This is a genomic window from Facklamia sp. P13069 (genome assembly GCF_050409405.1).
Taxonomy (GTDB): Bacteria; Bacillota; Bacilli; order Lactobacillales; family Aerococcaceae; genus Facklamia.
Window position 1 is genome coordinate 1 of sequence record NZ_JBNUPN010000011.1, and the last position, 21,412, is coordinate 21,412.

General features: G+C 35.4%; 20 protein-coding genes. 3 read left to right on the forward strand and 17 right to left on the reverse strand.

Annotation, left to right across the window (positions count from 1 at the left end; all coding sequences use genetic code 11):
- Positions 1 to 157 precede the first annotated feature (157 nt).
- Together ACQV2T_RS04485 and ACQV2T_RS04490 are read left to right on the forward strand one after the other, a co-directional pair.
- A complete protein-coding gene (locus ACQV2T_RS04485) occupies positions 158 to 1,129 on the forward strand; it encodes a rhodanese-related sulfurtransferase (RefSeq protein ID WP_428872985.1) in 972 nt (323 codons plus the stop codon).
- A gap of 26 nt (positions 1,130 to 1,155) precedes the next feature.
- Entirely contained in the window at positions 1,156 to 4,245 is a 3,090-nt protein-coding gene (locus ACQV2T_RS04490) for a transglycosylase domain-containing protein (protein WP_428872983.1), read from the forward strand.
- 65 nt (positions 4,246 to 4,310) lie between these two features.
- On the opposite strand, the gene ccpA is transcribed toward ACQV2T_RS04490, so the two are convergent.
- The 16 genes from ccpA to zapA form a co-directional block, all read right to left on the reverse strand.
- Complete coding sequence (ccpA, locus tag ACQV2T_RS04495; protein WP_428872981.1) at positions 4,311 to 5,315, reverse strand: catabolite control protein A; 1,005 nt, start codon at positions 5,313 to 5,315, stop codon at positions 4,311 to 4,313.
- A gap of 810 nt (positions 5,316 to 6,125) precedes the next feature.
- Positions 6,126 to 6,560, reverse strand: a complete 435-nt coding sequence (locus ACQV2T_RS04500) for a YtxH domain-containing protein (RefSeq protein WP_428872980.1) — start codon at positions 6,558 to 6,560, stop codon at positions 6,126 to 6,128.
- Between the two features lies 1 nt (position 6,561).
- Positions 6,562 to 7,116 carry a DUF948 domain-containing protein gene (locus tag ACQV2T_RS04505; protein WP_428872979.1) on the reverse strand — a complete coding sequence of 185 codons (555 nt, stop codon included), beginning with the start codon at positions 7,114 to 7,116 and terminating at the stop codon, positions 6,562 to 6,564.
- 82 nt (positions 7,117 to 7,198) lie between these two features.
- Complete coding sequence (gene cbpB / locus ACQV2T_RS04510) at positions 7,199 to 7,711, reverse strand: cyclic-di-AMP-binding protein CbpB (RefSeq protein WP_428874651.1); 513 nt, start codon at positions 7,709 to 7,711, stop codon at positions 7,199 to 7,201.
- Complete coding sequence (locus ACQV2T_RS04515) at positions 7,708 to 8,235, reverse strand: metallophosphoesterase (protein WP_428872975.1); 528 nt, start codon at positions 8,233 to 8,235, stop codon at positions 7,708 to 7,710. Before ACQV2T_RS04515 ends, cbpB begins: the two co-directional genes overlap by 4 nt.
- Positions 8,236 to 8,237: 2 nt before the next feature.
- Positions 8,238 to 8,834: an XTP/dITP diphosphatase gene (locus tag ACQV2T_RS04520; RefSeq protein WP_428872973.1), complete on the reverse strand. Its 597-nt coding sequence runs from the start codon at positions 8,832 to 8,834 to the stop codon at positions 8,238 to 8,240.
- Complete coding sequence (gene racE, locus ACQV2T_RS04525) at positions 8,815 to 9,657, reverse strand: glutamate racemase (RefSeq protein WP_428872971.1); 843 nt, start codon at positions 9,655 to 9,657, stop codon at positions 8,815 to 8,817. Before racE ends, ACQV2T_RS04520 begins: the two co-directional genes overlap by 20 nt.
- A gap of 137 nt (positions 9,658 to 9,794) precedes the next feature.
- Positions 9,795 to 11,138, reverse strand: a complete 1,344-nt coding sequence (locus tag ACQV2T_RS04530; RefSeq protein WP_428893291.1) for an ABC transporter permease — start codon at positions 11,136 to 11,138, stop codon at positions 9,795 to 9,797.
- Entirely contained in the window at positions 11,131 to 12,039 is a 909-nt protein-coding gene (locus tag ACQV2T_RS04535) for an ABC transporter ATP-binding protein (RefSeq protein ID WP_428872967.1), read from the reverse strand. Before ACQV2T_RS04535 ends, ACQV2T_RS04530 begins: the two co-directional genes overlap by 8 nt.
- A 26-nt stretch (positions 12,040 to 12,065) precedes the next feature.
- Positions 12,066 to 13,814, reverse strand: a complete 1,749-nt coding sequence (locus ACQV2T_RS04540) for a hypothetical protein (protein ID WP_428893292.1) — start codon at positions 13,812 to 13,814, stop codon at positions 12,066 to 12,068.
- 1 nt (position 13,815) lies between these two features.
- Positions 13,816 to 14,709, reverse strand: coding sequence for a bifunctional hydroxymethylpyrimidine kinase/phosphomethylpyrimidine kinase (locus ACQV2T_RS04545; protein ID WP_428872965.1), 894 nt, complete (start codon positions 14,707 to 14,709; stop codon positions 13,816 to 13,818).
- A gap of 117 nt (positions 14,710 to 14,826) precedes the next feature.
- Positions 14,827 to 15,933 (reverse strand): alanine dehydrogenase, encoded by a 1,107-nt coding sequence (gene ald, locus ACQV2T_RS04550; RefSeq protein WP_428872963.1) that lies wholly within the window; start codon positions 15,931 to 15,933, stop codon positions 14,827 to 14,829.
- 124 nt (positions 15,934 to 16,057) lie between these two features.
- Positions 16,058 to 16,369, reverse strand: a complete 312-nt coding sequence (gene trxA, locus ACQV2T_RS04555) for a thioredoxin (protein ID WP_428893293.1) — start codon at positions 16,367 to 16,369, stop codon at positions 16,058 to 16,060.
- Positions 16,370 to 16,451: 82 nt separating this feature from the next.
- Positions 16,452 to 18,809 (reverse strand): endonuclease MutS2, encoded by a 2,358-nt coding sequence (locus tag ACQV2T_RS04560; RefSeq protein ID WP_428872960.1) that lies wholly within the window; start codon positions 18,807 to 18,809, stop codon positions 16,452 to 16,454.
- Positions 18,810 to 18,839: 30 nt separating this feature from the next.
- Positions 18,840 to 19,379, reverse strand: a complete 540-nt coding sequence (locus ACQV2T_RS04565; protein ID WP_428872958.1) for a CvpA family protein — start codon at positions 19,377 to 19,379, stop codon at positions 18,840 to 18,842.
- A 72-nt stretch (positions 19,380 to 19,451) separates the two neighbouring features.
- The gene (gene zapA, locus ACQV2T_RS04570) at positions 19,452 to 19,700 is read right to left on the reverse strand and encodes a cell division protein ZapA (protein ID WP_428872956.1); all 249 of its coding nucleotides are present in this window, start codon (positions 19,698 to 19,700) and stop codon (positions 19,452 to 19,454) included.
- Between the two features lie 135 nt (positions 19,701 to 19,835).
- On the opposite strand from zapA, the gene rnhC reads away from it, so the two are divergent.
- The gene (rnhC, locus tag ACQV2T_RS04575; protein WP_428872954.1) at positions 19,836 to 20,774 is read left to right on the forward strand and encodes a ribonuclease HIII; all 939 of its coding nucleotides are present in this window, start codon (positions 19,836 to 19,838) and stop codon (positions 20,772 to 20,774) included.
- A 58-nt stretch (positions 20,775 to 20,832) separates the two neighbouring features.
- Here the strand turns inward: rnhC and ACQV2T_RS04580 are convergent, their stop codons facing one another.
- Positions 20,833 to 21,408: an NADPH-dependent FMN reductase gene (locus ACQV2T_RS04580; RefSeq protein ID WP_428872952.1), complete on the reverse strand. Its 576-nt coding sequence runs from the start codon at positions 21,406 to 21,408 to the stop codon at positions 20,833 to 20,835.
- Positions 21,409 to 21,412: the final 4 nt, after the last annotated feature.

The window sequence follows — 21,412 nt, forward strand, 5'->3', positions numbered from 1 at the left end:
ATAGTGGGACATTTTGATTTGTGTTCTCTTGAGACATTATCATTTACGTTTAACAACAATCAGATTAAAAATTGTAAAAACTTGTGACATTTACTATATTTACGTATAATATGAAGATATGAAAATAAATGTAGCTTGCAACTACAGGAGGTATACTATGAAGAAAAATTATCGTGTATTGTTATATTACAAATATCAAAGAATTGAAGACCCTGAGTTGTTTGCCAAAGAACACTTAGAGTTTTGCCGTCGTATCGGTTTAAAGGGGCGCGTATTAGTCGGTGAAGAAGGAATAAACGGAACCGTTTCAGGCACCCTAGATCAAACACAAAAGTATATGGACTATGTTCATTCACTAGAAGGTTTTGAAGATTTATGGTTTAAACAAGATCTTGCTGATGATTATGCGCATAAAAAGATGTCTGTGAGAACGCGTGAAGAAATTGTAGCTTTAAACTTAGATGATGATATTGATCCACATGAAATTACAGGACAATATCTATCCCCTAAAGAATTTAAAGATGCTCTACTTGACAAGGATACAGTTGTTCTTGACACTCGTAATGACTATGAGTATGATTTAGGTCATTTTAAGGGTGCGATCCGTCCTGAAATTCGTAATTTCCGTGAACTTCCTGACTGGGTGAAAGAAAACAAAGAAAAATTTATGGACAAACGCGTTGTTGTCTATTGCACAGGTGGTATCCGCTGCGAGAAATTCTCAGGTTGGTTACTTAAAGAAGGTTTTAAAGATGTGGGGCAATTACATGGTGGTATTGATACTTATGGAAAAGACCCTGAAATTAAAGGTGAGCTTTGGGAAGGTAAGATGTATGTTTTCGATGAACGTATTGCTGTCCCAGTTAATCAAGTAAATCCTACAGTAGTCGGAAAAGATTATTTTGATGGAACACCATGTGAAAGATACGTAAATTGTGCAAACCCAGAATGTAATGAACAAATATTGACTTCTAAAGCAAATGAAGATAAGTATTTACGTGGATGTAGTGAGGCCTGTCGTCGTCATCCTCGAAACCGCTATGTCGCTGAACATAACTTTTCCACAGAAGAATGGGAAGAAAGATTAAATGCAATTGGAGAAAGCTTAAGTAAAACACATTCTGCATAATTTAAGCCGATAAAGGGGATAATGAAATGACTAATAAAGAAAGCAAGAATCATCTGCCACCTTTGGAGGGTCATCATTTAAAAGATAGTAAGCCAAATCTCAATCAAAGGCGGCAAAGATTAATCAACCAGAAATCTTCTAACTATGTTAATAGCGAAGAAGCTCGAGCAAGAAGATTGAAAAGAATTAGTGAACTTGAAAATAAGAGCTTTAATAATTTTGATAAGGCTATTCCTCAGTCAAATGAGGATAGAAGACAGTTTTCTTCTAATCATTATCAATCGCTTAAAGTCAAAAAAGAAACTCCTATAGGTGAGTCAGTAAGCAATTTACACAATAAATCGATTAAAAAAGATCGCTCAGAGAAGAAAGTTATTAAAAAAACTGAAACTGACACTGATTTAAAGCTAGAAAATAAGACTAATAATCATACTAGCAGTAATAATTCTAGTAAGTTCAGTCGAGACGCTATAGAATCAAACAGACCTCAACAGAAGTCAAATCAAAAAACTGAAAGTGAAAGTGACAACCACTCAACGGATAAAAATCTTTTTCAGACTTACCTTGATAAAAGAAGAAAAAGAAAAAAAGAAGTGCGTAGTCAACTATCTTTGGAAGGTCTTGACCGGTTTTCAAAAATTTCCTTAGTCCTTTCGATTATCTTTAATGTATTTAGACGTCTATTCATCTACTTTGTAGTTGTAGGTCTTCTTTTTGGCTTTCTCTTATCAGGTGTTGGATTAGGCTACTTCACTTCATTAGTATCTGATACGACTCCACCAAGTAAACAAGAGATGGCTGAAGCTATTAATCAAGTCGAACAACAATCTAGTTTATATTATGACTCTGGCGACCTTATTGCTGATATAAGATCGGACGTCGTTAGATCTGTTACTAATTTAGAAGATATTTCACCCTATATTAAAGAAGGTTTAATTTCCATTGAAGATCAAGCTTTTTATGAGCATTACGGTGTTAACCCTAAATCAACACTTAGAGCAGTGCTTCAAACGCTTATTACCGGGTCTGGTACTGGAGGATCAACATTAACTCAGCAATTAGTTAAGCAGCAGTTATTAACAAATGATGTTACTTTCTTTAGAAAGGCTAACGAAATTCTCTTGGCCTTAAGAGTTGAAAAATATTTTACCAAAGACGAAATATTAAACGCTTATCTCAATGTTTCTCCTTTTGGCCGTAATAATGAAGGAGATAATATTGCGGGAATTCGTGAAGCTTCTGAAGGCATTTTTGGCAAAGAACCAAATGAAGTTAATTTAGCTCAAGCTGCCTTTTTAGTTGGTTTGCCTCAAGATCCTTATAGCTATACTCCTTATAACTATAACAGTTCACTTAGAGAGGATTTCAATCCTGGTATCAATCGAATGAAAGCTGTGCTATTCAGTATGTATCGTAACAAGGCTATTACTAAAGAAGAATACGAAACTGCGATTGATTATGATATTAGTAAAGATTTTATTAAACCTGAAAATCGTCCAATCGAACGCCAATCCTACCTGTATCAAACCGTCATGAATGAAGCCATTAAGAAATTAATGGAAATTAATGTCAATGACGATGGAAATCAGATGAGCGATGTTTTACAAGACATTGAATGGTATAATCAATATTATTCTGAAGCAGAAAACCAGCTGCGTACCGGGGGCTACAAAGTATATTCAACTATTGATAAAGAAATTTATGATCAATTACAAGAAACTGCTAAAGAAAACGTAGACTCATTAGGAGTAAGCTATGATGGGGTTTATACAGATCCTAGTACCGGTGAAGAAATCTATTATGTTGAAAATATTCAAACTGGTGTTGTGGTGATTGAAAACACTAGTGGAAAAGTACTGGGCTTTGTGGCTGGGACCGATTATGATAATAATCAAATTGACCATGCCTTTGCCACTCGCCGCTCTCCTGGTTCAACCATCAAACCACTTGCAGTCTATGCACCAGCAATTGAGAATAATCTTATTGCTCCTGCCACAATTGTACCCGATACACCATTTGTAGAAACTTATCCCGATGGAACTGAGTGGAAACCGACCAACTACGGCGAATCAATTTCTAATAAGTTTATCTCTGTCAGAGAATCATTAGCTAAGTCACTGAATTTACCAACTATTCGAATTTATCAAGGGCTTATACAGCAAAACGTACCAGTCTATGATTATCTTGAACTCATGGGCTTTAAAGATGGCTTTGCATATGATCAAGAAGAAACATACAACCTAGCCTTTTCCATTGGTGGAGTGAATACCGGACCGACTGTTTTTGAACAAACATCTGCTTTTTCAACTTTTGCCAATAATGGTTATTATATTCAAGGGCATATTATCAGTAAGATTGTCGATTCATTTGGAAATACTGTATTTGAACAAGAAGTAGAGCCACAAAAAGTATTTAGTGAGGATACAAACTACTTAATGGTAGATATTTTAAGGGATACAACCGAATTCGGTTCAGGACAATATGCCAAAGCTAATCTGCAAGTTCCAGGAGACTGGATTGCCAAATCCGGAACTAGTGAGAATGCTAAAGATCTATGGTTTATTGCCTCTACTCCTTCTGTTACCATTGGTACATGGGCTGGCTATGATTCACAATATTATGAATACTTTGTTAACCCAGATGATGGACTTGGCAATGAATCGGTTCGTTCACAAATATACTGGGCTAATATCGCCAACGCCTTATTCAGAGTTCGACCTGATATTTTTGGATCTAATGAAGTCTTTGCACAACCCGCTTCTGTTGTTAGCCAAAATATTGTAGCAATGACAGGAACTTTACCTGGAAACATTACCTATAATAACCGAATTGCTAGTCTAAATGGCCCTATTAAACAAGATTTGTTTAAAAATTCAAATCCTGCTGCTCCACTCTCTTATAACTTCATGTTTAACGCTAGTGATCAAGATACTGCACGTTTTTGGAATGCTTATATGGAATCTATTGAGGAAAAGACAACATCAACGACCTCTGCTGAAGAAACAACGGATGAGGATGATGAGTCTCGTTCTGAAAGCACAGATGAAAATGGTAATCTAATACCGGCGCAACCAGAAAATAGCGAGACTGTTACTGAAGAAGTATATTATGAATAATTTTGCAAAATAAAGGCTCTATAATAAAAAGCTATGAGTTAAAATCTCATAGCTTTTTAATGTTTTTATTCACTCAGTGTTGAACCACGGTGTACTAATTTATGGGGAAGAATGATTTGACGCTGCTCGATACCCTCATCATTCATAATTTTCGTTAGCAAGCGCATTGCTACCGCTCCAACATCATATAAAGGATATTGTAAAGATGATAGTTGAGGACGCGAATATTTTGTAAGGACTGAGTTTTTACTAGTAAGTACTTGAAAGTCTTCAGGTACTTTAATATTTCGATCAGTTAGGGCATTTAAAATGGCTACTGCTAAGAAATCTTTAGTAGCGATAACTCCGGTAGCTTTAGCAGCTAATAATTGATCTACAATTATATCTCCTTCATCATCAGTAAAGTCACTTTGGATAATCAAATCTTCATCTACCGCTATATTATGCTTAGCCAATGCTGATTTATAACCAGGAATCCGATGCACTCGATTGACATAATACTTTTCTGAATCGGTGATAATAGCTGGTCTGTTACCCTTTTGAAGTAAGAAATCTGTCATTTCTTCTATTGCTAATCGAATATCAATTGATACTGTATAGAGATCAGGATCTTCACTAATCATACCCGCAATAACTACAGGTGTTCTTGAAGTTTTAATTAATGACTTAAGTTCTTCGCCGACATTATAACCCATATAGATAATACCATCTACTTGTTTAGCTAATAAATTATTAAAAACATTAATTTCTTTGTCGACACTTTCGTCGGCATTTGCTAAAATAATGTCATATTTGTACATAGCTGCTATATCATCAATTCCGCGTGCCAATGCCGAAAAGAAGATATTAGTAATGTTAGGAATAATAACGCCAACTGTGGTTGTTTTTTTACTGGCTAGTCCTCTTGCTACAGCATTAGGTCTATAATCTAAACGTTCTATAACTTCTGAGACTTTTTTTCTAGTACTTGGCTTTACATTTGGATTACCATTTACAACTCGAGATACGGTGGCCATTGATACGCCAGCTTCACGAGCTACATCATATATTGTAATTGTTTGCTTTTCCATGCCTACCCTTCTTTCAAATTTTTAATTTACTCTTTGAATTTAACATAAGCAGACAGATAGTGCAAGCGTTTTCTAGCTTTATTCTCAAGTTTTCACAGTTTTTTCATAAATAATGAACTCGCTCATTAGAGGGTGTTTGCTGTCTTCTCCAAACCAAAAGATAGGTTAACACTGATTTCATTTGTAGAGCAGTTTATCCTTCAACTTTTTGGATGGTCGGTGACACCAAATATGGCAGTGAGGAAAATTTAACTTAATTAACCTACCATGGGAATAAGCACCTTATCAGATATAATCTATTCGAGAAAGAAGAAACGAAGAAACATCATCGGAGCTTTTAATTTATGGGAATCGCCGAATCGAGCGCAATGACAGACCATCATACTGCTTAAAGGAAGTAGTTATTATTAATAGCATTCAAGATTTTTAAAATACGCAATGATTATGAAAGTACGAGCGATGTTTACCGACCGAAGGAGACAGACACGGCACCTCAAAAAGCAATCTACTACAAACTGTCTTATGAATCACTCAAGTTTAACGAACGAGCCAAGCTCTTATCTGACGAAGGAAAGACACTCTACAGTCAACGAAGAATTGCTGTAGAGTCTGTATTCGATCATGTAAAGACAAATTTAAGCTCCTTCTTCGCCTTAGGGATAAGGTGAAGACTATTGTAAGACTGGTATTAATGGCCAATAATCAAGCAAATATGCAAAGCAGCGAGCTTAGAACGAAAAACACCTTTCCATTCTAAGCTCGCTGCGTTTTATGTAGCGGGTGAAGAGGCCTTTTGTCCAGCCTCTAAATTTATTTTAGTAGTTCATCTGTTTGCTTCTCGACTTCTTTTTTCACATCTTTTAGTTCTTCTTTTGTATCAACTTCAATATCTTCAATTTTGGCACTCAAGATGTCTTTAGATTGACTGAGGTCTTCTTTTACATGATCCCATTCTTTGCTTGCTTCTTTCTTTAATTCTTCAGCAGAACGTTTAATATGATCAGCTGAAGTTTTAAGATTTACACGGAAATCTTCACTCGCATCAGAAGCTGCGTCATACATCTCTACACCTCTTTCCACGGCATAGTCTGTATAATCATTAGCACGATCAATCCAATAATCTAATTCTTCATTTAAATCTTCACGTAACTCTCTACCTGATTTAGGAGCATATAAAAGAGCAGCTGCCCCTCCAATAAGAGCGCCTAATAAAGCTCCCGCTAAAAATCCATCATTATTTTTCATATTATTTTGCCTCCTTTAAATTAATTGAAATCTCACCAGCTGTTTTAGAAGGTTTTCCTTGAATAAAGGAATCTAAGCTTCTCTTTTCCTGTTTAGCTGGATCCTTAGCCAAAATCTCTGAATTTTTGGCTTGTGGCTTCACTTTGAAACGATTTACCATTCGCGATGCTTTTTGAATTGAATCAATTGGTGATTTTTTCTTGTTTTTCTTAAGCATATTTGAAACAAAGTTCGATGTCATTTCTTTAGTCGAGTCATTTAATTCTGAAACGGATGTTCCGACATCACCGATAGCAGTAAATAACGGATCGGTTTTTCCTAATTTAGCATTTAAATCATCTACAAGTGTATTTGACTTGTTCAGTAAACCTTCTACCTCAATTGATAGATGGTCAACATCTTTAGTCACCACATCAATGGTATTATTTAATTTGCTCACCGTTTCCTTCAGATTTGTCAGAATTTCACCAATTTTCATCAAGGTCATCGATAAGAATACAACGAGAATTGCAAAGGCTAAAGCTGCAATCATGGCTGCAATTTGACCAATTGTCATATCTAATCCTCCTTTGCTAAGTTACTAGCTTAAATATATCATGAAAGCGCATTTAACTCAAAGATAAGGGCTTAGAAATGAGCTATTTATTTATTAATTTTTTCTCACGCCCTTGTTGGAAGTTTGAAACCCTTAACTCTTTTAAACTTGTACGATGCAAGAAAGCATTTATTCGTTTTAAAATCATATTTCGAGTAATAATACCAATGAATTTCTTTTCTATATGGTTTTCAACCACACATAAAAAATTATTATCTACCAGTTTATGCAAAATTGATTCGAGCTTTTCGTTCATTGTTATAAATTCTGGTTTCCTTAAGTCTAAATGCTTAATTAATTTATAATTAAGGTTGTCAAAGTCTATGTCTTCTAAAGTAATAGCTTCTTTAACAATCATGTTAATACTTACTAAGCCCACTATTTGACCATTTTGATTGACCACAGGAATCATTGAATAGTCGACTTGATTAAGGACTAATAAGCCGTGAATTAATGAATTAAAGTCATAAAGATAGACTACATTATCAGCCGGGATAATAACTTCTTTTAGATTTTCAACAATATTTTTTGATAAGTTAGGATCTATCAAGATCAATCAGCTCCATCTAGTTTAAAATAATAAGACAAATCTTCTAACTGTATTGCATGTGAATTATAATAATCAACCTTAATAAAGTCATCGGAAATTTCAACTATAGAAAATGTTTTTTCTTGAATTTCGCCCCTTGCTTTTGCAATGGAACCAGGGTTCATAAATAAGATTCCTCGCTTCATTTCAGCATATAGGCGATGTGTATGGCCGTGGAAAACATATTTGGCATTCTTTTGTAAAGCTAATTCTAAAAGATTAATGTTTCCTTGATTTACTTGATACAAATGGCCATGAGTAATCAAAATTTTTCCCTTAGGGGTCGATAAAATTTCGCTAGATGGATAGCCTGGAGAAAAATCCATATTTCCTGCTACTTTAACATCGACAGCCTGCCAAATAGGATCATCAAATGAAAATTCTGAATCACCACAATGAATAATATAATCTACTTTATCCCTAAACTGCTGAATGATGTTTTTTACAATAGAGTAATTTCCATGATTGTCACTTAATACTAACAATTTCATCTCTATCCCTCCAACCAATCATTTAGTTTTTCTTTTAACTTCTCCACTGCTTGGCCTCTGTGAGAAATTTGGTTCTTACGTTCCGCAGAGATTTGAGCAAAGGTTTGTTGATCTTGAGGATAGTAAAATAGTGAATCATAACCAAAGCCACCCTCACCGATAGGCTCTTTGGTAATGATTCCTTCTACATTACCTTCAACAACTAATGAATCTTTTTGTGGATCTGCTAATACGATAACGGTTGTGAAATAGGCTTTTCGTTGATCACCGTTAAATTCTTTCAAATTTTCTAAAAGTTTCAAACGGTTTCTTTCGTCATTTTTTTCTTCTCCAGCATAGCGAGCCGAATAGACACCCGGCTCATTATTCAGTGCTGGAACACATAAGCCTGAATCATCTGATAGGGCTAAGCAGTTCATTTCCTTAGCGATTGTTTCTGCTTTTAAACGTGCATTCTCCTCAAATGTTGTACCTGTTTCTTCTACTTCTGGAATTTCAGGATAATCAAGCAAAGATTGAACTTGTAAATCAAAAGCTTCAAAAAGAGCTTTAAACTCTGCTATTTTTCCTGGATTATGACTAGCTATAATCAGTTTCATAAATTACTTCTCCTTTAATTTCACATTTTCTGACATCAAGATCTTTTCGAGCTAGCCAGTCGCTAGCCATTCGATCAAAGTGTTCGATGTCTCCTGTTGTATAGAAAGTTTGTGTAGGAGATTGTTGTAAGGCATCATTTGCTGTTCGACTTAAGTTAAAATAATCCAACAGCATACTAACATCATTAATTGTTTCAACTCCTGAATCAATCAGATGAACCTTAGGACCAACTACTTCTTGAATTAAACCGCGCATGATTGGATAGTGGGTACAACCAAGTACTAATGTGTCAATTTCTTTTTTTAATAGCGGGGAAAGTTCTTGCGACACTTTTTCTTTAGCTTGGCTACTATAAATTTGGCCAGTCTCTACCATTTCAACAAAAGACGGACATGCAAGTCCTTCTACGACCACATCATTTTTTTTATTGATAATCGTTTTTTCATAAATTTTACTCTGAATAGTTCCGATTGTTCCAATCACACCGATTTTTTTATTATTAGTTTGGATAATGGCAGCTCGACTACCGGGTTCAATTACGCCAACAACAGGTATGGGTAAAGTTCGCTTCAAATCTTCTAAAGCTGCAGCAGTCCCAGTATTACAAGCAATCACAAGCATTTTAATGCCTTTTTCACGCAAGAAATTGCTGAGTTGCCAAATATACTTCTTAACTTCATTTAACGGACGCGGACCATATGGACAACGAGCATTATCACCAATAAAAAGAACGGATTCATTAGGAAGTTGTTTTAAACTCTGTTTAACAACTGTTAATCCGCCGAATCCAGAATCAATAAAACCGATGGGTAAGTCTTTCATAAAATTCTCCTCACTTCACAATTATTATTTTAACATATCTATGCAAAAAAAGAATGGAAGTCATCTTGTTATTTACTAAAAAACAAGGCCCTTAATTAACAACCTACTGAAGTTGTTTGCAAGGCCTTGTTTTAAAATTAATTAACTTTTTTCTCGTTTTTCCATATAGCAAAGGACTTTTTAAAACTACCAATTAATCCTTTTTCACTATAAACTAGAACATTTGATTTATAGAACACAACCGATAACCAAATCGATAAGGCTAAGAAAACAATCGCAACTAATACCGATAACCATATTTCACTAGTGGCAACTGTGTCATTAGCCAAACGGAAAGGCATAATAAAAGGCGTAAATAATGGGAAATAAGAGCCTAAACGAACAATGGCTGAGTTAGGTGACTGCATACCGTATAAGGCAATATAAAAGCCTGCTACTGCTAATAAGGTGATTGGGGTGATCATTTTATTGACGTCTTCAGTTTTAGAAACTAATGAACCTAAGAAAGCTGCAAGTATTGAATAAATTGCCATTCCTATAACAGCAAACAATATTCCATATAATATCACCGGTCTAGCTTGTGAAATATAATCGCTGATTATGGCCGGATCAAAACTTTCGCTCATGGCTTGTGTGCCAGCTTGAATATTTTCCATATTTTCAGATGAGTTTACAAAAAATTGGGCTAATACTAAGCCGGATACATAGGAAATAATAACTCCTAGTATACCATATATGACTAATTGAGTAAGAATTACCAAGCCCACTCCAATCAGCTTACCTAAAAAATGCTGGGTAGCGGTGATACTGGAAAGAATAATTTCCATGATTTTAGAGCCCTTCTCTGCCGCAATTTCTTGAGAGACTATGGATACGTAACTCATAATAAACATTAAAACCACAAAACACACTACATAAGCCACTCCAATTTTAGCGGCAGTTACTGGATCATTTTCTGAAACCTCTGTAACAGCGCCATCATCGTCTGGTTGGATGCGAATAGTTTCAATGTCAACAGCACTATCTTTTAATTGATTCACTTCTTCTTGTTTTAAATTAAATGCTTCTGCTTGTTTTTGAATGCGATATTCTGAAAGTACTTCTTCGATATTATAAGTGGCAATATTCTTGCCTGAATTATGGCGATAGAACTTAGCATTAAGATCTACATTTTCGCCTTCAACAACTAAATAACCATCAATTTTTTCTGCAAATAAGGCTTCTTCAGCTTGCTTTTCATTTAAGTCAAATTGGTAGTCATTTTCATCTTCTATTGCAGCAATCAATTGATTAATCTCTGCATTTTCAGATACAATTCCAACATTGCCGACTGAAGAGCTGGATTGGTCAAGATAAATAAAATAACCGATTGCTAAAATAACCAACCCCATAATAATGGGGCCTGCTATCATCCAGAAAAAAGCCCAAGACTTCACATTTTTCCGATAAACCTCTTTTGCTACAAGCCACATTTTATTCATGAATTCGGTCACCTACTTTCAACTTAAATATTTCCTCTAAGGTCGGTGGTTGTTGAGAGAACATTGGGATAAATTGTCCTTGAGTGATTGTTTGGAAGATGCTAGGACCAAATGATTCATCGCTAAGATTTAAGGTGTAATGATCAGGGCTGGTACGAACTACCGAATCTACCCCTTCAATTTCTAGCAGGCTAGCTTCATTCCACTTTTTACTTTCAATATAAATACGAATACGTCCAAACTGTTCTCTAACTTCATTAATCGAACCGTAAAGAACTTGCTCACCATCAAGAATCATGGCTAACTTATCACATATTTGTGACACATTTTCCATATTATGACTAGAAAAGATAATGCTCGATCCACCTTCTTTTAATTCTAAGATGCCTTGTTTTAAAAGGTCAGCATTGACTGGATCTAGGCCAGAGAATGGCTCATCTAAAATAACTAATTTAGGTCGATGGATTAATGTAGCAATCAATTGTATTTTTTGCTGGTTTCCTTTAGAAAGCGTATTAATCTTATCTTTTCGTTTACCTTTTACGGCAAATTTATCCATCCATTCATCTATTTGAGTGATAATATCAAGGTATTTCATTCCTCTAAGGCTAGCGAAATAGACAATTTGTTCTTCAATAGTCATCTTTTCATAAAGACCACGTTCTTCTGGTAAGTAACCAACTAAATCATATAATTGATTATTAATCGGCTTTTGATTCCAAGTAACTAGTCCCCCAGGTTCAGGATTTAAGAAATCTAAAATCATTCGAAAAACAGTTGTTTTCCCTGATCCATTTGGACCAATAAATCCCATAATCGTTCCCGATTCAATGTCAAAAGAAACATTCTTTACAGCTTGAAAACTACCAAATTTCTTGGATAGGTTTTTTACTTCTAACATTATATCCTCCTCTTAACTTTTTATGATTATTCCACATTGTCTAGCAGCGGATCAGTATCTTCACTGGTTGGAATCACTTCTTCTTGAGCCGCTTTGTCGCCAAATATTTCCGTCAAATCGACTAAATGAATGTTTGATCGATCATCTAATTTAAGCGTGATTGTTTGTCCTTCTTCTACAAATGGTAGGTAATCATTCAATTTTGCAGGCACTTGATAAACATTACCATCTAACATGAAATAATAGAAAGTTTCCCCCTCTTTTATAACAGCTTGGATTTTTTCAACTTTTCCGGTTACTTTTTCTAATGTGTCCTCATTGATTGCCTCTAAAACCACAGGATTATCTTCCCCATACTTTTGGATAAGCTGAGTCATATTGCTAGCAATGTAGACTTTCTGATAATCTTGAACATCTACTAAGCTATAATTTTTAATAAGACCGGAAGAGTCTTTTAAAGTTAAAATATACATAGGATTGCCTTGTAAGTTAATCAAGAGAGGGAATGTTGCAATATATCCTTTTTCTTGAACAGACCCTTCAGCTGAAGCCATAGCAGAGAACTCTTCGGCAGCAGATAAATTGTACATAGTAGCTTCTTTGGTTCTTAGATTAACTAATACAAAGCCAATGTTTGATTCATCTGATACAACGGAAGTGATACCAGTATAGAGGTAAATATCATCATTCATTGGTAGATAATTATAACCTTTGGAGGTTTCTGTTACGCCTTCTTTGGCAAAAACTGAGTTCCAAAAACCATTTTTAAATTTACCGTTTTGGTCTAACTGGTGCATGATTAAGTCAGCAGAATAAACGCGGTCTACCCAAGATGGGATCTCATCCATGGAGTATTTTTGGTGTTCTCCTGTCATCGCATTAACAATAATTAATCCATTAGGTTCTGGCTCATTAAGAAAGAAATTTCGTCCATAGCTAGTAGCTATATAATAAGGATTGCCCTCATCATCGATTTCAAAGTCAGGGCTATCAAAAATACTGAATGGATAATTGAATCTTAAATGTCTAGAAATATTCCGACCGAAATGATCTGAATAAGAATATCTAATCGGTTTTTCAGGTGTTTTTACTTCCACTTTTCCAGTAACATTATCAACTTGAAGATAATGTGGGATTCCTTCTGAAAAGTTGTTTAACCACTTAAACAGTCCTGCATACTTCAAGGGAGTTACCCGGTAGGGTTCTGCTTCAATATTGATTTGGGTATATTCATCCGATACTTCAAATTGAGAAACAAGCTCAGTTAAAGCTCCTAAATAGCGATCTCCAAGGCGCACTGCTGTATCTCGATCCACTAATGGCACATTATCAATATTAACTTCAGGAAAAGTGGTCTCGAAATCTTTATTGACTGGTGAGATCATTTGACCATAATCTTTTGCCATAAAGAAAGGAGAAAAAACAAACTTCCCAATTAATCCTACTAATAAGACAATAACAACCGGCCAATAGAACAAGCGGTATTTCTTTGGCAATTTGCCGAATTTAATCTCAGTAACTTGATTAGGATTATTCTTGATCTGCTTGAACCACTGATTGGAATCTTTAATCAATTCGATGGCAAAAACACCGGCCACAATTAATAGAAGAAAAAACCAGCTTTGATAAGAAGCGTAATGGATAGGTGGTAGTGTGAGATAATAATAAACAAAGATAGCCAATGCTAATAATACATACAAATAGTTTGGATTAAATGAACGCTTGTTGGCTTTTTTATTAATCGTTTTTTCAGGTGTCACATCTTTAATAATCAATTTAAAACCCACTTTCTTTTTTCTGACTGAAATATGTAGAAATTTCTTTTATAAAAGGCTCAAAATGAATAGGACCCACATTACTTTCATTTTGACTAATAGAAAAAGGAATCATTTTCTCAATAATATCTGCTGTCAATCTAACAGAGTCTTTCAAGCTGTCACCAGCGATTCGACTGGCAGTAATGATTGAAGCAACAGTGTCTCCAGTTCCAAATATGTAACCATCAAAATACTCGTGAACTACAAGTCCTTTTTCACCCGATTGGCTGGCATAGTAGAAACCTAAGCGATTATTATCACTTCGATCATCTTTAGCTCCTGTAATAATGACATTTTTACAACCTAAAGTTAATAATTCATCGGCGATATCAGCAATCTCATTTAATCTGAAGTCCTCTTTGTAGTCTCGTCCTAAAATCAAACAAGCTTCTGTTAGATTGGGCATGACTAATTCTGCATACGGTATTAATTCACGCAAATGATGAGCGACGTCTTGATCAAAACCAGCATAGAACTGACCATGGTCCCCCATAATCGGATCCATATATAATGCAATGTTTGGATTGATTTCTTTTTCTTTTAAAAGATAGGTTTTCAAATCATCTATCTGCTGAGTATCAGCAAAATAACCCGTTAAAATTGCATCAAAATGATAGTCAACTTGCTGCCAATGGTGCAGCATTTCTTGATAAGCATTTCCCATGGAATAACGAACTAAATCCCCTTTTTCTCCAGCATGCGAAGAAAGGATTAAAGTTGGCAAAATAGTAGCTTCTAATTGGGCAGCAGCTAAAACTGGCAAATTAATTGAACCCGCTACTCTTCCGGCACCAGGAATATCATTAACAACTAAAATAGTATTTGAATAATTATTGCGATTAAGTGAAAACATAAGAACCCCCTACATTTATATAATCATAGTACCTCTTTTAAGCAAATAAATAAAGATAATTCATACTAAAAAAATAGCAGAGACATTGTCTCTGCTAGGGTGAGTGGTTTATCTTGTTTATAAAACTGTTTCAATATCAAAAAACTCTCTGTCTTGCGATTCAGCCACGGCAATGGATGTTAGATGTCCAAGATAAGTATTGATACCTAATAAAATCGCATCATTTTGCTTGGCAGCTTCTTTAATGCCTGCCCTAGCAATTTCTTTAGCATATTGTAAAGTAGCATTGGTCAAAGCAATGGTGGAAGTTCTTGGGACAGCTCCTGGAATATTAGCCACTGCATAATGAATAATATCATGTTTAAGGAAAATCGGTTCCTTATGAGTAGTTGGTTTAGTTGTCTCAAAGTTTCCACCTTGGTCAACTGCAATATCAATTAAAACGGAACCTGGTCTCATTTCTTGAATGGTTTCTTCTTTAACAAGAACTGGTGCACGGCGTCCAGCTATTAATACTGATCCGACAACTACGTCTGAATCGATCACAGCTTTATGAATGTTTGTTTCATTCGACATCAATGTCTGTACACCATTACCAAGAATATTTTCAATCTCAGCCAAACGTTGTGGATTAATATCAAGAATTGTCACATTAGCACCTAAACCGTAAGCCAATTTAGCGGTATTAAAACCGACAACCCCTCCACCAATCACTGTCACATTGGCACGACGAACACCTGGTACACCACCAAATAAAATACCTGGACCACCGTGGTTCTTTTCTAATAAACGCGCTCCGATTTGAACAGCCATTCGACCGGCTACTTCAGACATGGGTGTTAATAAAGGAAGTGTCCCCTTATCGGCAACCGTTTCATAGGCTACTCCAATTACACCCTTATCGAGCAAGGCTTGTGTTAATTCTAGTTCAGGAGCAAGATGTAAATAGGTAAATAGAATAAGTCCTTCATAAAAATAGTCATATTCCTCTTTAACTGGCTCTTTCACTTTAATAACCATTTCTGCTTTCCAAACTTCTGCAGCTGTTTCAACGATACTTGCTCCAGCATCAATATATTCATGATCAGTAAACCCTGAACCCAATCCAGCCTCTTTTTCAACAATTATCTCATTTCCAGCTGAAACAAGTTCTTTAATATTATTAGGGGTGAGTCCTACACGATCTTCATTTGCTTTCAATTCTCTAGGTACTCCAATTTTCATTAATAAATCCCTCCTTTGTTTTTTTATTATACCACATGCTCTTTTCATCACAAATAAATTATATGATTATATCTTAAAATTTAAAGGGCCCAGCTTCTGAAGTTGGGCCCTTTTCTTAGTTATTCTAAATATGCTTTTTAAGCACCTCAGTCAAACGATCTTTATCATGAAAACCGACAAGTTTTTCTACAACCTGTCCATCTTTTTTTATAACCATGGTTGGAATGGACATAACACCGAATTCACCGGCTATTTTAGTTTCTTCATCGACATTCATCTTGAAGAAATTTACTTGTCCTTCCATCTCTTCTGATAATTCATCAATAATTGGAGATTGCATGCGACACGGTCCACACCATGGTGCCCAAAAATCTACAATGCTTACTCCTTGTGCTGTTTTCGTTTGAAATTCTGAATCTGTAATTGCCTTAACCATCTTAAAGCCCCTTTCACTAATCACGTTGATAGATGTATCTTAGCACATCAAAAAGGTCTTTGACTATTTATATGCTTACTAACTAATCGAAGTAAACCCTTGTTGAACCATCTCCTCCAGCGTTTGGTGGGGAGTATTCGAAGTGATCGACATGAGGATGATTGCTTAATTGATCTTTGACACCCTGTCTCAATGCTCCTGTACCCTTACCATGGATAATGGTGACCAGTGAATGGTTGGATAGAAGAGCTTGGTCTAAATACTGTTTCAACTTACTCATCGCTTCTTCGTACCTCAAACCACGTATATCTAAAGTCGTTTTTACCTTAGATCCAGCTTGCCTTTGTACATTAACCTTCTGCTTAGGCTCAACCTTACCAATCGGTTTTAGCTCGTCAGCCGCAATCTTCATCTTAATAATGCCCATTTGAACAACATACTCATTTTTTTCAACTTGTTCAAGCACAGTTCCTCTTTGTCCATAGGATAAGACCTCGACATCATCGCCCACCTGAATCTTTTTAGACTTTTTAACCCGTTTTAAGACTTTATTCTTTTTCAAGTTTTCTGGTTGTTTTAATTGATCAAAAGCCTTTTTCTTGTCGATTAAAACATGTTCTTTAATGGTTTGATTTTGTCCTTGGACTAACTGTAAGTCTCGAATTTCTTGCAGCAATTCTTCGGCCTCTTTTTGAGCTTGTTCCACTTTCTCATTAGTCTGACGCTTAGCTTTTTCAACTAAGTCATGCTTTTGCTCAAGATAGCGGTCATATTCAGTTCGTAAATCTTGCCATAAGAGTTCTGCTTTTTCTAAGAAAGCTTGAGCTTCTTTATTTTTTAGCTCACTTTCTCTTCTTTCACGCTCTAATTTAGCAACCATTTCGTTCAAAGATTGACTATCTTGTGAAATTCCTTCTTGAGCCCCCTCTAATATATCTTGTCTCAAGCCTAATCTTCTTGAGATTTCAATAGCATTGGACCGACCAGGTACACCTATCATTAAGCGATAAGTTGGCGATAAGGTCTGAACATCAAATTCCATAGAGGCATTAATTGTTTTTGCTCGTTCATGGGCATAAACTTTTAATTCCGGATAATGAGTTGTTGCTAAAACAGTAGCCCCTACTTTCCTTAAATAATCTAAAATAGAAATAGCTAAGGCTGCACCTTCTTGCGGATCAGTTCCAGAACCGAGTTCATCAAATAAAACGAGGGATTGATAGTCTGCTTCTTCGACTATATTCACAATATTCGTCATATGACTGGAGAAGGTAGAAAGAGACTGCTCAATGGACTGCTCATCTCCAATATCAGCATAAATCGATTGGAAAACGCCTAATTGAGAACCAGAATCGCAAGGAACATGAAGTCCTGATTGTCCCATTAATTGAATGAGACCAATCGTTTTTAAAATAATCGTCTTACCACCGGTGTTAGGACCTGTGATTAAGAGAATATGATAGTTTTCACCAATTAATATATCATTTGCTACAATATCGTCCGAATCAATTAAAGGATGTCTGGCTTGCCATAGAGCTACTTGGTTATCAATTGAAAAAACAGGCTTTGTCGCCTTAATCGCTTTAGCATACTCAGCTTTAGATTGAATAAAATCTAATTGGGCAATCATGGATTGATTATGTTTAATTTCTTCAACATAAGGCGCAATCATTAAAGATATTTCAAGAAGAATTCTTTCAATTTCGGTACGCTCATCTATCTCCAATTGGGCTAAGCGATTATTTAACTCCACAACAACCTTCGGTTCCATAAAGACTGTCTGACCAGTTGCTGACTGATCATGAATGGTACCACCAAATTGACCTTTATACTCCGCCTTAACGGGTAGAACATAACGATCGTTCCTGATAGTTATTAAGCGATCGCTCAACTGATTCCCTTTAGTTTTTAGTAATTGATTCAGTTGGTTGCGGATTTGATTTTCTGTTTGACTTTGATTTTTTCTAATAGCTGCCAATTGAGTGGATGCGGAATTTAAAACCGCCCCCTCATCACTTACCGTTGATTGTATTTCTTTGATAACTTGTGGAAGACTCACGCATTGATCCACCCAATACTTCAATGAAGGATAGATTTTTTCTTCAGCTTCTAAATCAGCAAAAAATTGTGTTACTTGATTGGTAGTAGTCAATAGGCGGCCAATTTGTCCTAACTCCTTAGGGTTTAAAGCAGCTGAAATCTCCAGCCGTCTAAAGGCCATACTTAACGCTACTAAGCGAGGAATAGGTATGTTCTTACCTTGTTGAAGAATTGCTAAATTTTCTTCCACTTCCTCTTGCCATTTTTGAATTGTTTCCAAATCGGTGGATGGCTGCATTTTGAGAATCTTAGATTTAGCCATCTCGGTATTTGCAAAGTGGGAGACTTGCTGAATAATTTTATGATACTCTAATTTCTCCAAAGTTTTACTATTAGTCATCAAAGATTCCCCCTTTCCTATTAATAATCATTAGGATCCCAAGCCAAACTTCCCTACAAAGTCGGTCAAAATAGGCGTGGAATCCACCATTCTAAAAATCAATGGGTTGTTAACAAATTGCTGTTGGATAAATTCTATAGGAATTAACGATAATAAGTATAAAACCATAAATACGATAAAATAGACAACAGCGAAATTGAGTACACCACCAATTAACCGATTACTAATATTTAAAACACTATAATAAGTTACTTTGGTAAATAAAATGGATAATACATTCGTTAACAACCAGCCGATTAACCAGATAATTAGAAAAGTAATCAATTTATAGAAAGTTTGATCGAGTAGAAAAGTTTGAGCTTCCGTATATAGAGCGAGTTGACTATCTGGTTGGACAGCTGGAAATGGTATAATCATCTCCACCCACTTGCTCAAAACATCAAAATATTGTGTAGCAATGATATAGGTAATAATATAACCTAACAATCTTACAATCTGCATAATCATTCCTGACCGATAGCCAGAGTAAAAGGCGAAGGCCAAAATTAAAATTACAATAACACTTAACATAAAGTACCCCCTCTAATGATTTCCTCATTAGTCCTGTTCAAAAAATTCATAATCATTCTATTTCTTTAAAAATTAGCCTAAGCCTAGTCTTTTCTCTAGCGCTGCAATTTTTTCTTCTTTTGTAATCTGGTCTGAAATAGCATTAATTGCCATCAAAATAGCGCGATCTTCTTGAGTCAAATTGGGATCAAGTTCTTTTAATTGTTGTAATTGTTGAGTCAGTAATTGAACAACTGCATCCATGTGCTCTCTCGAACGATGACCCACAATGGTATAGACTCTGCCTTCAATCAATGCCTTATAACGGTTCTTCTCTTCCATGTAATCTCCTCTTTAAGCTTGATTCTCCCACTATTTTACCAAAAGTCCCTCTATAATGCACCTTTCCTATACGAATATTAAAGAAGATGGTAAACTGATAATTATGATAGCCAATTCATAAAAGGTGGGATATAAATGAACAGCGTCACTCTCGAAGTAAACCCAGCAACTCTTAAAGTTATGGAAGAAAATTACCAAAGACACTTAATTGACCCCGTTCCCTATAGCCTCTTTAGAGCTAAATTAGCTTATGTAACCATTACAGCTTATAAATCTGGCAAAGTCCTCTTTCAAGGAAAAGCAGCTGAAGAAGAAGCGCGAATATGGGCTAAAGACTTGCCTCAATCAATCCACACGAATTTTCTCGAAAACAACACTCATTTACCTGACCGGATTCAATTTAAGAATTTAATTGGGTCGGATGAAGTGGGAAACGGATCTTACTTTGGACCCTTGACTGTATGTGCAGTCTATCTTCCTTTTGAAAAACAAGAATTAATTAAAGAACTTGGCGTAAAAGATTCTAAAAATTTATCTGATCATGAAATCGAAAGCATTGCGGCTAATCTCATACACTCAGTTGATTATCATTTAACAATTGCTAATCCACAAAAATACAATCAAATGATTAAAAAATATAATGCTAACGGACTTAAGGCGAGATTACATAACTTTACTATTAAAGAACTATATAAAAAACTATCTCCTGAACAGAAAAAGCAACTTGATGGAGTAATAATTGATCAATTTACGTCAGAAAAGAATTATTACCAACACTTAAAAAACGAAAAGGAAGTTTATCGCGCCCATGTCTATTTTGCTAAAAGGGCCGAATCTATTCATCTGGCCGTTGCTTGTGCTTCCATTATTGCAAGAGATGCCTTTGTTAAAAAACTTCATTCGCTCGGTGAAACTTTTGGCGGCAAACTACCTTCAGGGGCAGGCAGAAATGTTGATCTTTATGCATCAAAATTAATCGACCGCTATGGGATTGAAAGTCTCAATCAAACAGCTAAACTCCATTTTGCTAACACACAAAAAGCTAAAAAGTTAAGCAAAAAATATCGTCATTAAGAAAAAGCTGCCGATTTTTATCGACAGCTTTTTTATAGTCAATGCGAGGGGCATTTATCTAGTCAATTGTAGTTTCAGGAATATTTTCCAGTTGATTGATTAATTTTACATAGCGAATAAATTTAGCTATACATTTTTCTAAATGGTCAACTGTTTTAGGGTCGGTAATGTTCCCTTCAGCATCAAATTTATTTTTAGCACCACCTAGTAAAAATTCATTTCCAGGGAAGACATAAGCATCCACTCTAGGAGACTCCAAAATTTGATCCATATGTAATTGAGCACGCGAGGTCCCTTGTTCCAAATAGGATGCTCCAATAACATACACAGGCTTATGAATAAAAGGTGTAACTTTATAAGATAGCCATTCAATTGTAGATTTTAAAGCAGGTGGAACAGTATGGATATGTTCTGGGGTGGCTATTAATATACCATCCGCTTGAAGTATTTTTTTATTTAATAACTGAATCGCCGGATGATCTGTTTGATCATTACTAGCATCAAACATCGGAATTTGGTTAATTTCAAGAATTTCTAATTCAAAATATTCAGCAAAGTGCCGCTTTATATACTGTAATAATAAACGATTAGACGAAAATTCTGCATTAGAGCCTACGATTCCTACTAATTTCATATTA

What these genes read in the sequence shown, in the direction of transcription:
- ACQV2T_RS04485 (WP_428872985.1), top strand. Translation starts at nt 158, where the DNA reads ATGAAGAAAAATTATCGTGTATTGTTATATTACAAATATCAAAGAATT.
- ACQV2T_RS04490 (WP_428872983.1), top strand. Translation starts at nt 1,156, where the DNA reads ATGACTAATAAAGAAAGCAAGAATCATCTGCCACCTTTGGAGGGTCAT.
- ccpA (WP_428872981.1), bottom strand. Translation starts at nt 5,315, where the DNA reads ATGGAAAAGCAAACAATTACAATATATGATGTAGCTCGTGAAGCTGGC.
- ACQV2T_RS04500 (WP_428872980.1), bottom strand. Translation starts at nt 6,560, where the DNA reads ATGAAAAATAATGATGGATTTTTAGCGGGAGCTTTATTAGGCGCTCTT.
- ACQV2T_RS04505 (WP_428872979.1), bottom strand. Translation starts at nt 7,116, where the DNA reads ATGACAATTGGTCAAATTGCAGCCATGATTGCAGCTTTAGCCTTTGCA.
- ACQV2T_RS04515 (WP_428872975.1), bottom strand. Translation starts at nt 8,235, where the DNA reads ATGAAATTGTTAGTATTAAGTGACAATCATGGAAATTACTCTATTGTA.
- ACQV2T_RS04520 (WP_428872973.1), bottom strand. Translation starts at nt 8,834, where the DNA reads ATGAAACTGATTATAGCTAGTCATAATCCAGGAAAAATAGCAGAGTTT.
- racE (WP_428872971.1), bottom strand. Translation starts at nt 9,657, where the DNA reads ATGAAAGACTTACCCATCGGTTTTATTGATTCTGGATTCGGCGGATTA.
- ACQV2T_RS04530 (WP_428893291.1), bottom strand. Translation starts at nt 11,138, where the DNA reads ATGAATAAAATGTGGCTTGTAGCAAAAGAGGTTTATCGGAAAAATGTG.
- ACQV2T_RS04535 (WP_428872967.1), bottom strand. Translation starts at nt 12,039, where the DNA reads ATGTTAGAAGTAAAAAACCTATCCAAGAAATTTGGTAGTTTTCAAGCT.
- ACQV2T_RS04545 (WP_428872965.1), bottom strand. Translation starts at nt 14,709, where the DNA reads ATGTTTTCACTTAATCGCAATAATTATTCAAATACTATTTTAGTTGTT.
- ald (WP_428872963.1), bottom strand. Translation starts at nt 15,933, where the DNA reads ATGAAAATTGGAGTACCTAGAGAATTGAAAGCAAATGAAGATCGTGTA.
- trxA (WP_428893293.1), bottom strand. Translation starts at nt 16,369, where the DNA reads ATGGTTAAGGCAATTACAGATTCAGAATTTCAAACGAAAACAGCACAA.
- ACQV2T_RS04560 (WP_428872960.1), bottom strand. Translation starts at nt 18,809, where the DNA reads ATGACTAATAGTAAAACTTTGGAGAAATTAGAGTATCATAAAATTATT.
- ACQV2T_RS04565 (WP_428872958.1), bottom strand. Translation starts at nt 19,379, where the DNA reads ATGTTAAGTGTTATTGTAATTTTAATTTTGGCCTTCGCCTTTTACTCT.
- zapA (WP_428872956.1), bottom strand. Translation starts at nt 19,700, where the DNA reads ATGGAAGAGAAGAACCGTTATAAGGCATTGATTGAAGGCAGAGTCTAT.
- rnhC (WP_428872954.1), top strand. Translation starts at nt 19,836, where the DNA reads ATGAACAGCGTCACTCTCGAAGTAAACCCAGCAACTCTTAAAGTTATG.
- ACQV2T_RS04580 (WP_428872952.1), bottom strand. Translation starts at nt 21,408, where the DNA reads ATGAAATTAGTAGGAATCGTAGGCTCTAATGCAGAATTTTCGTCTAAT.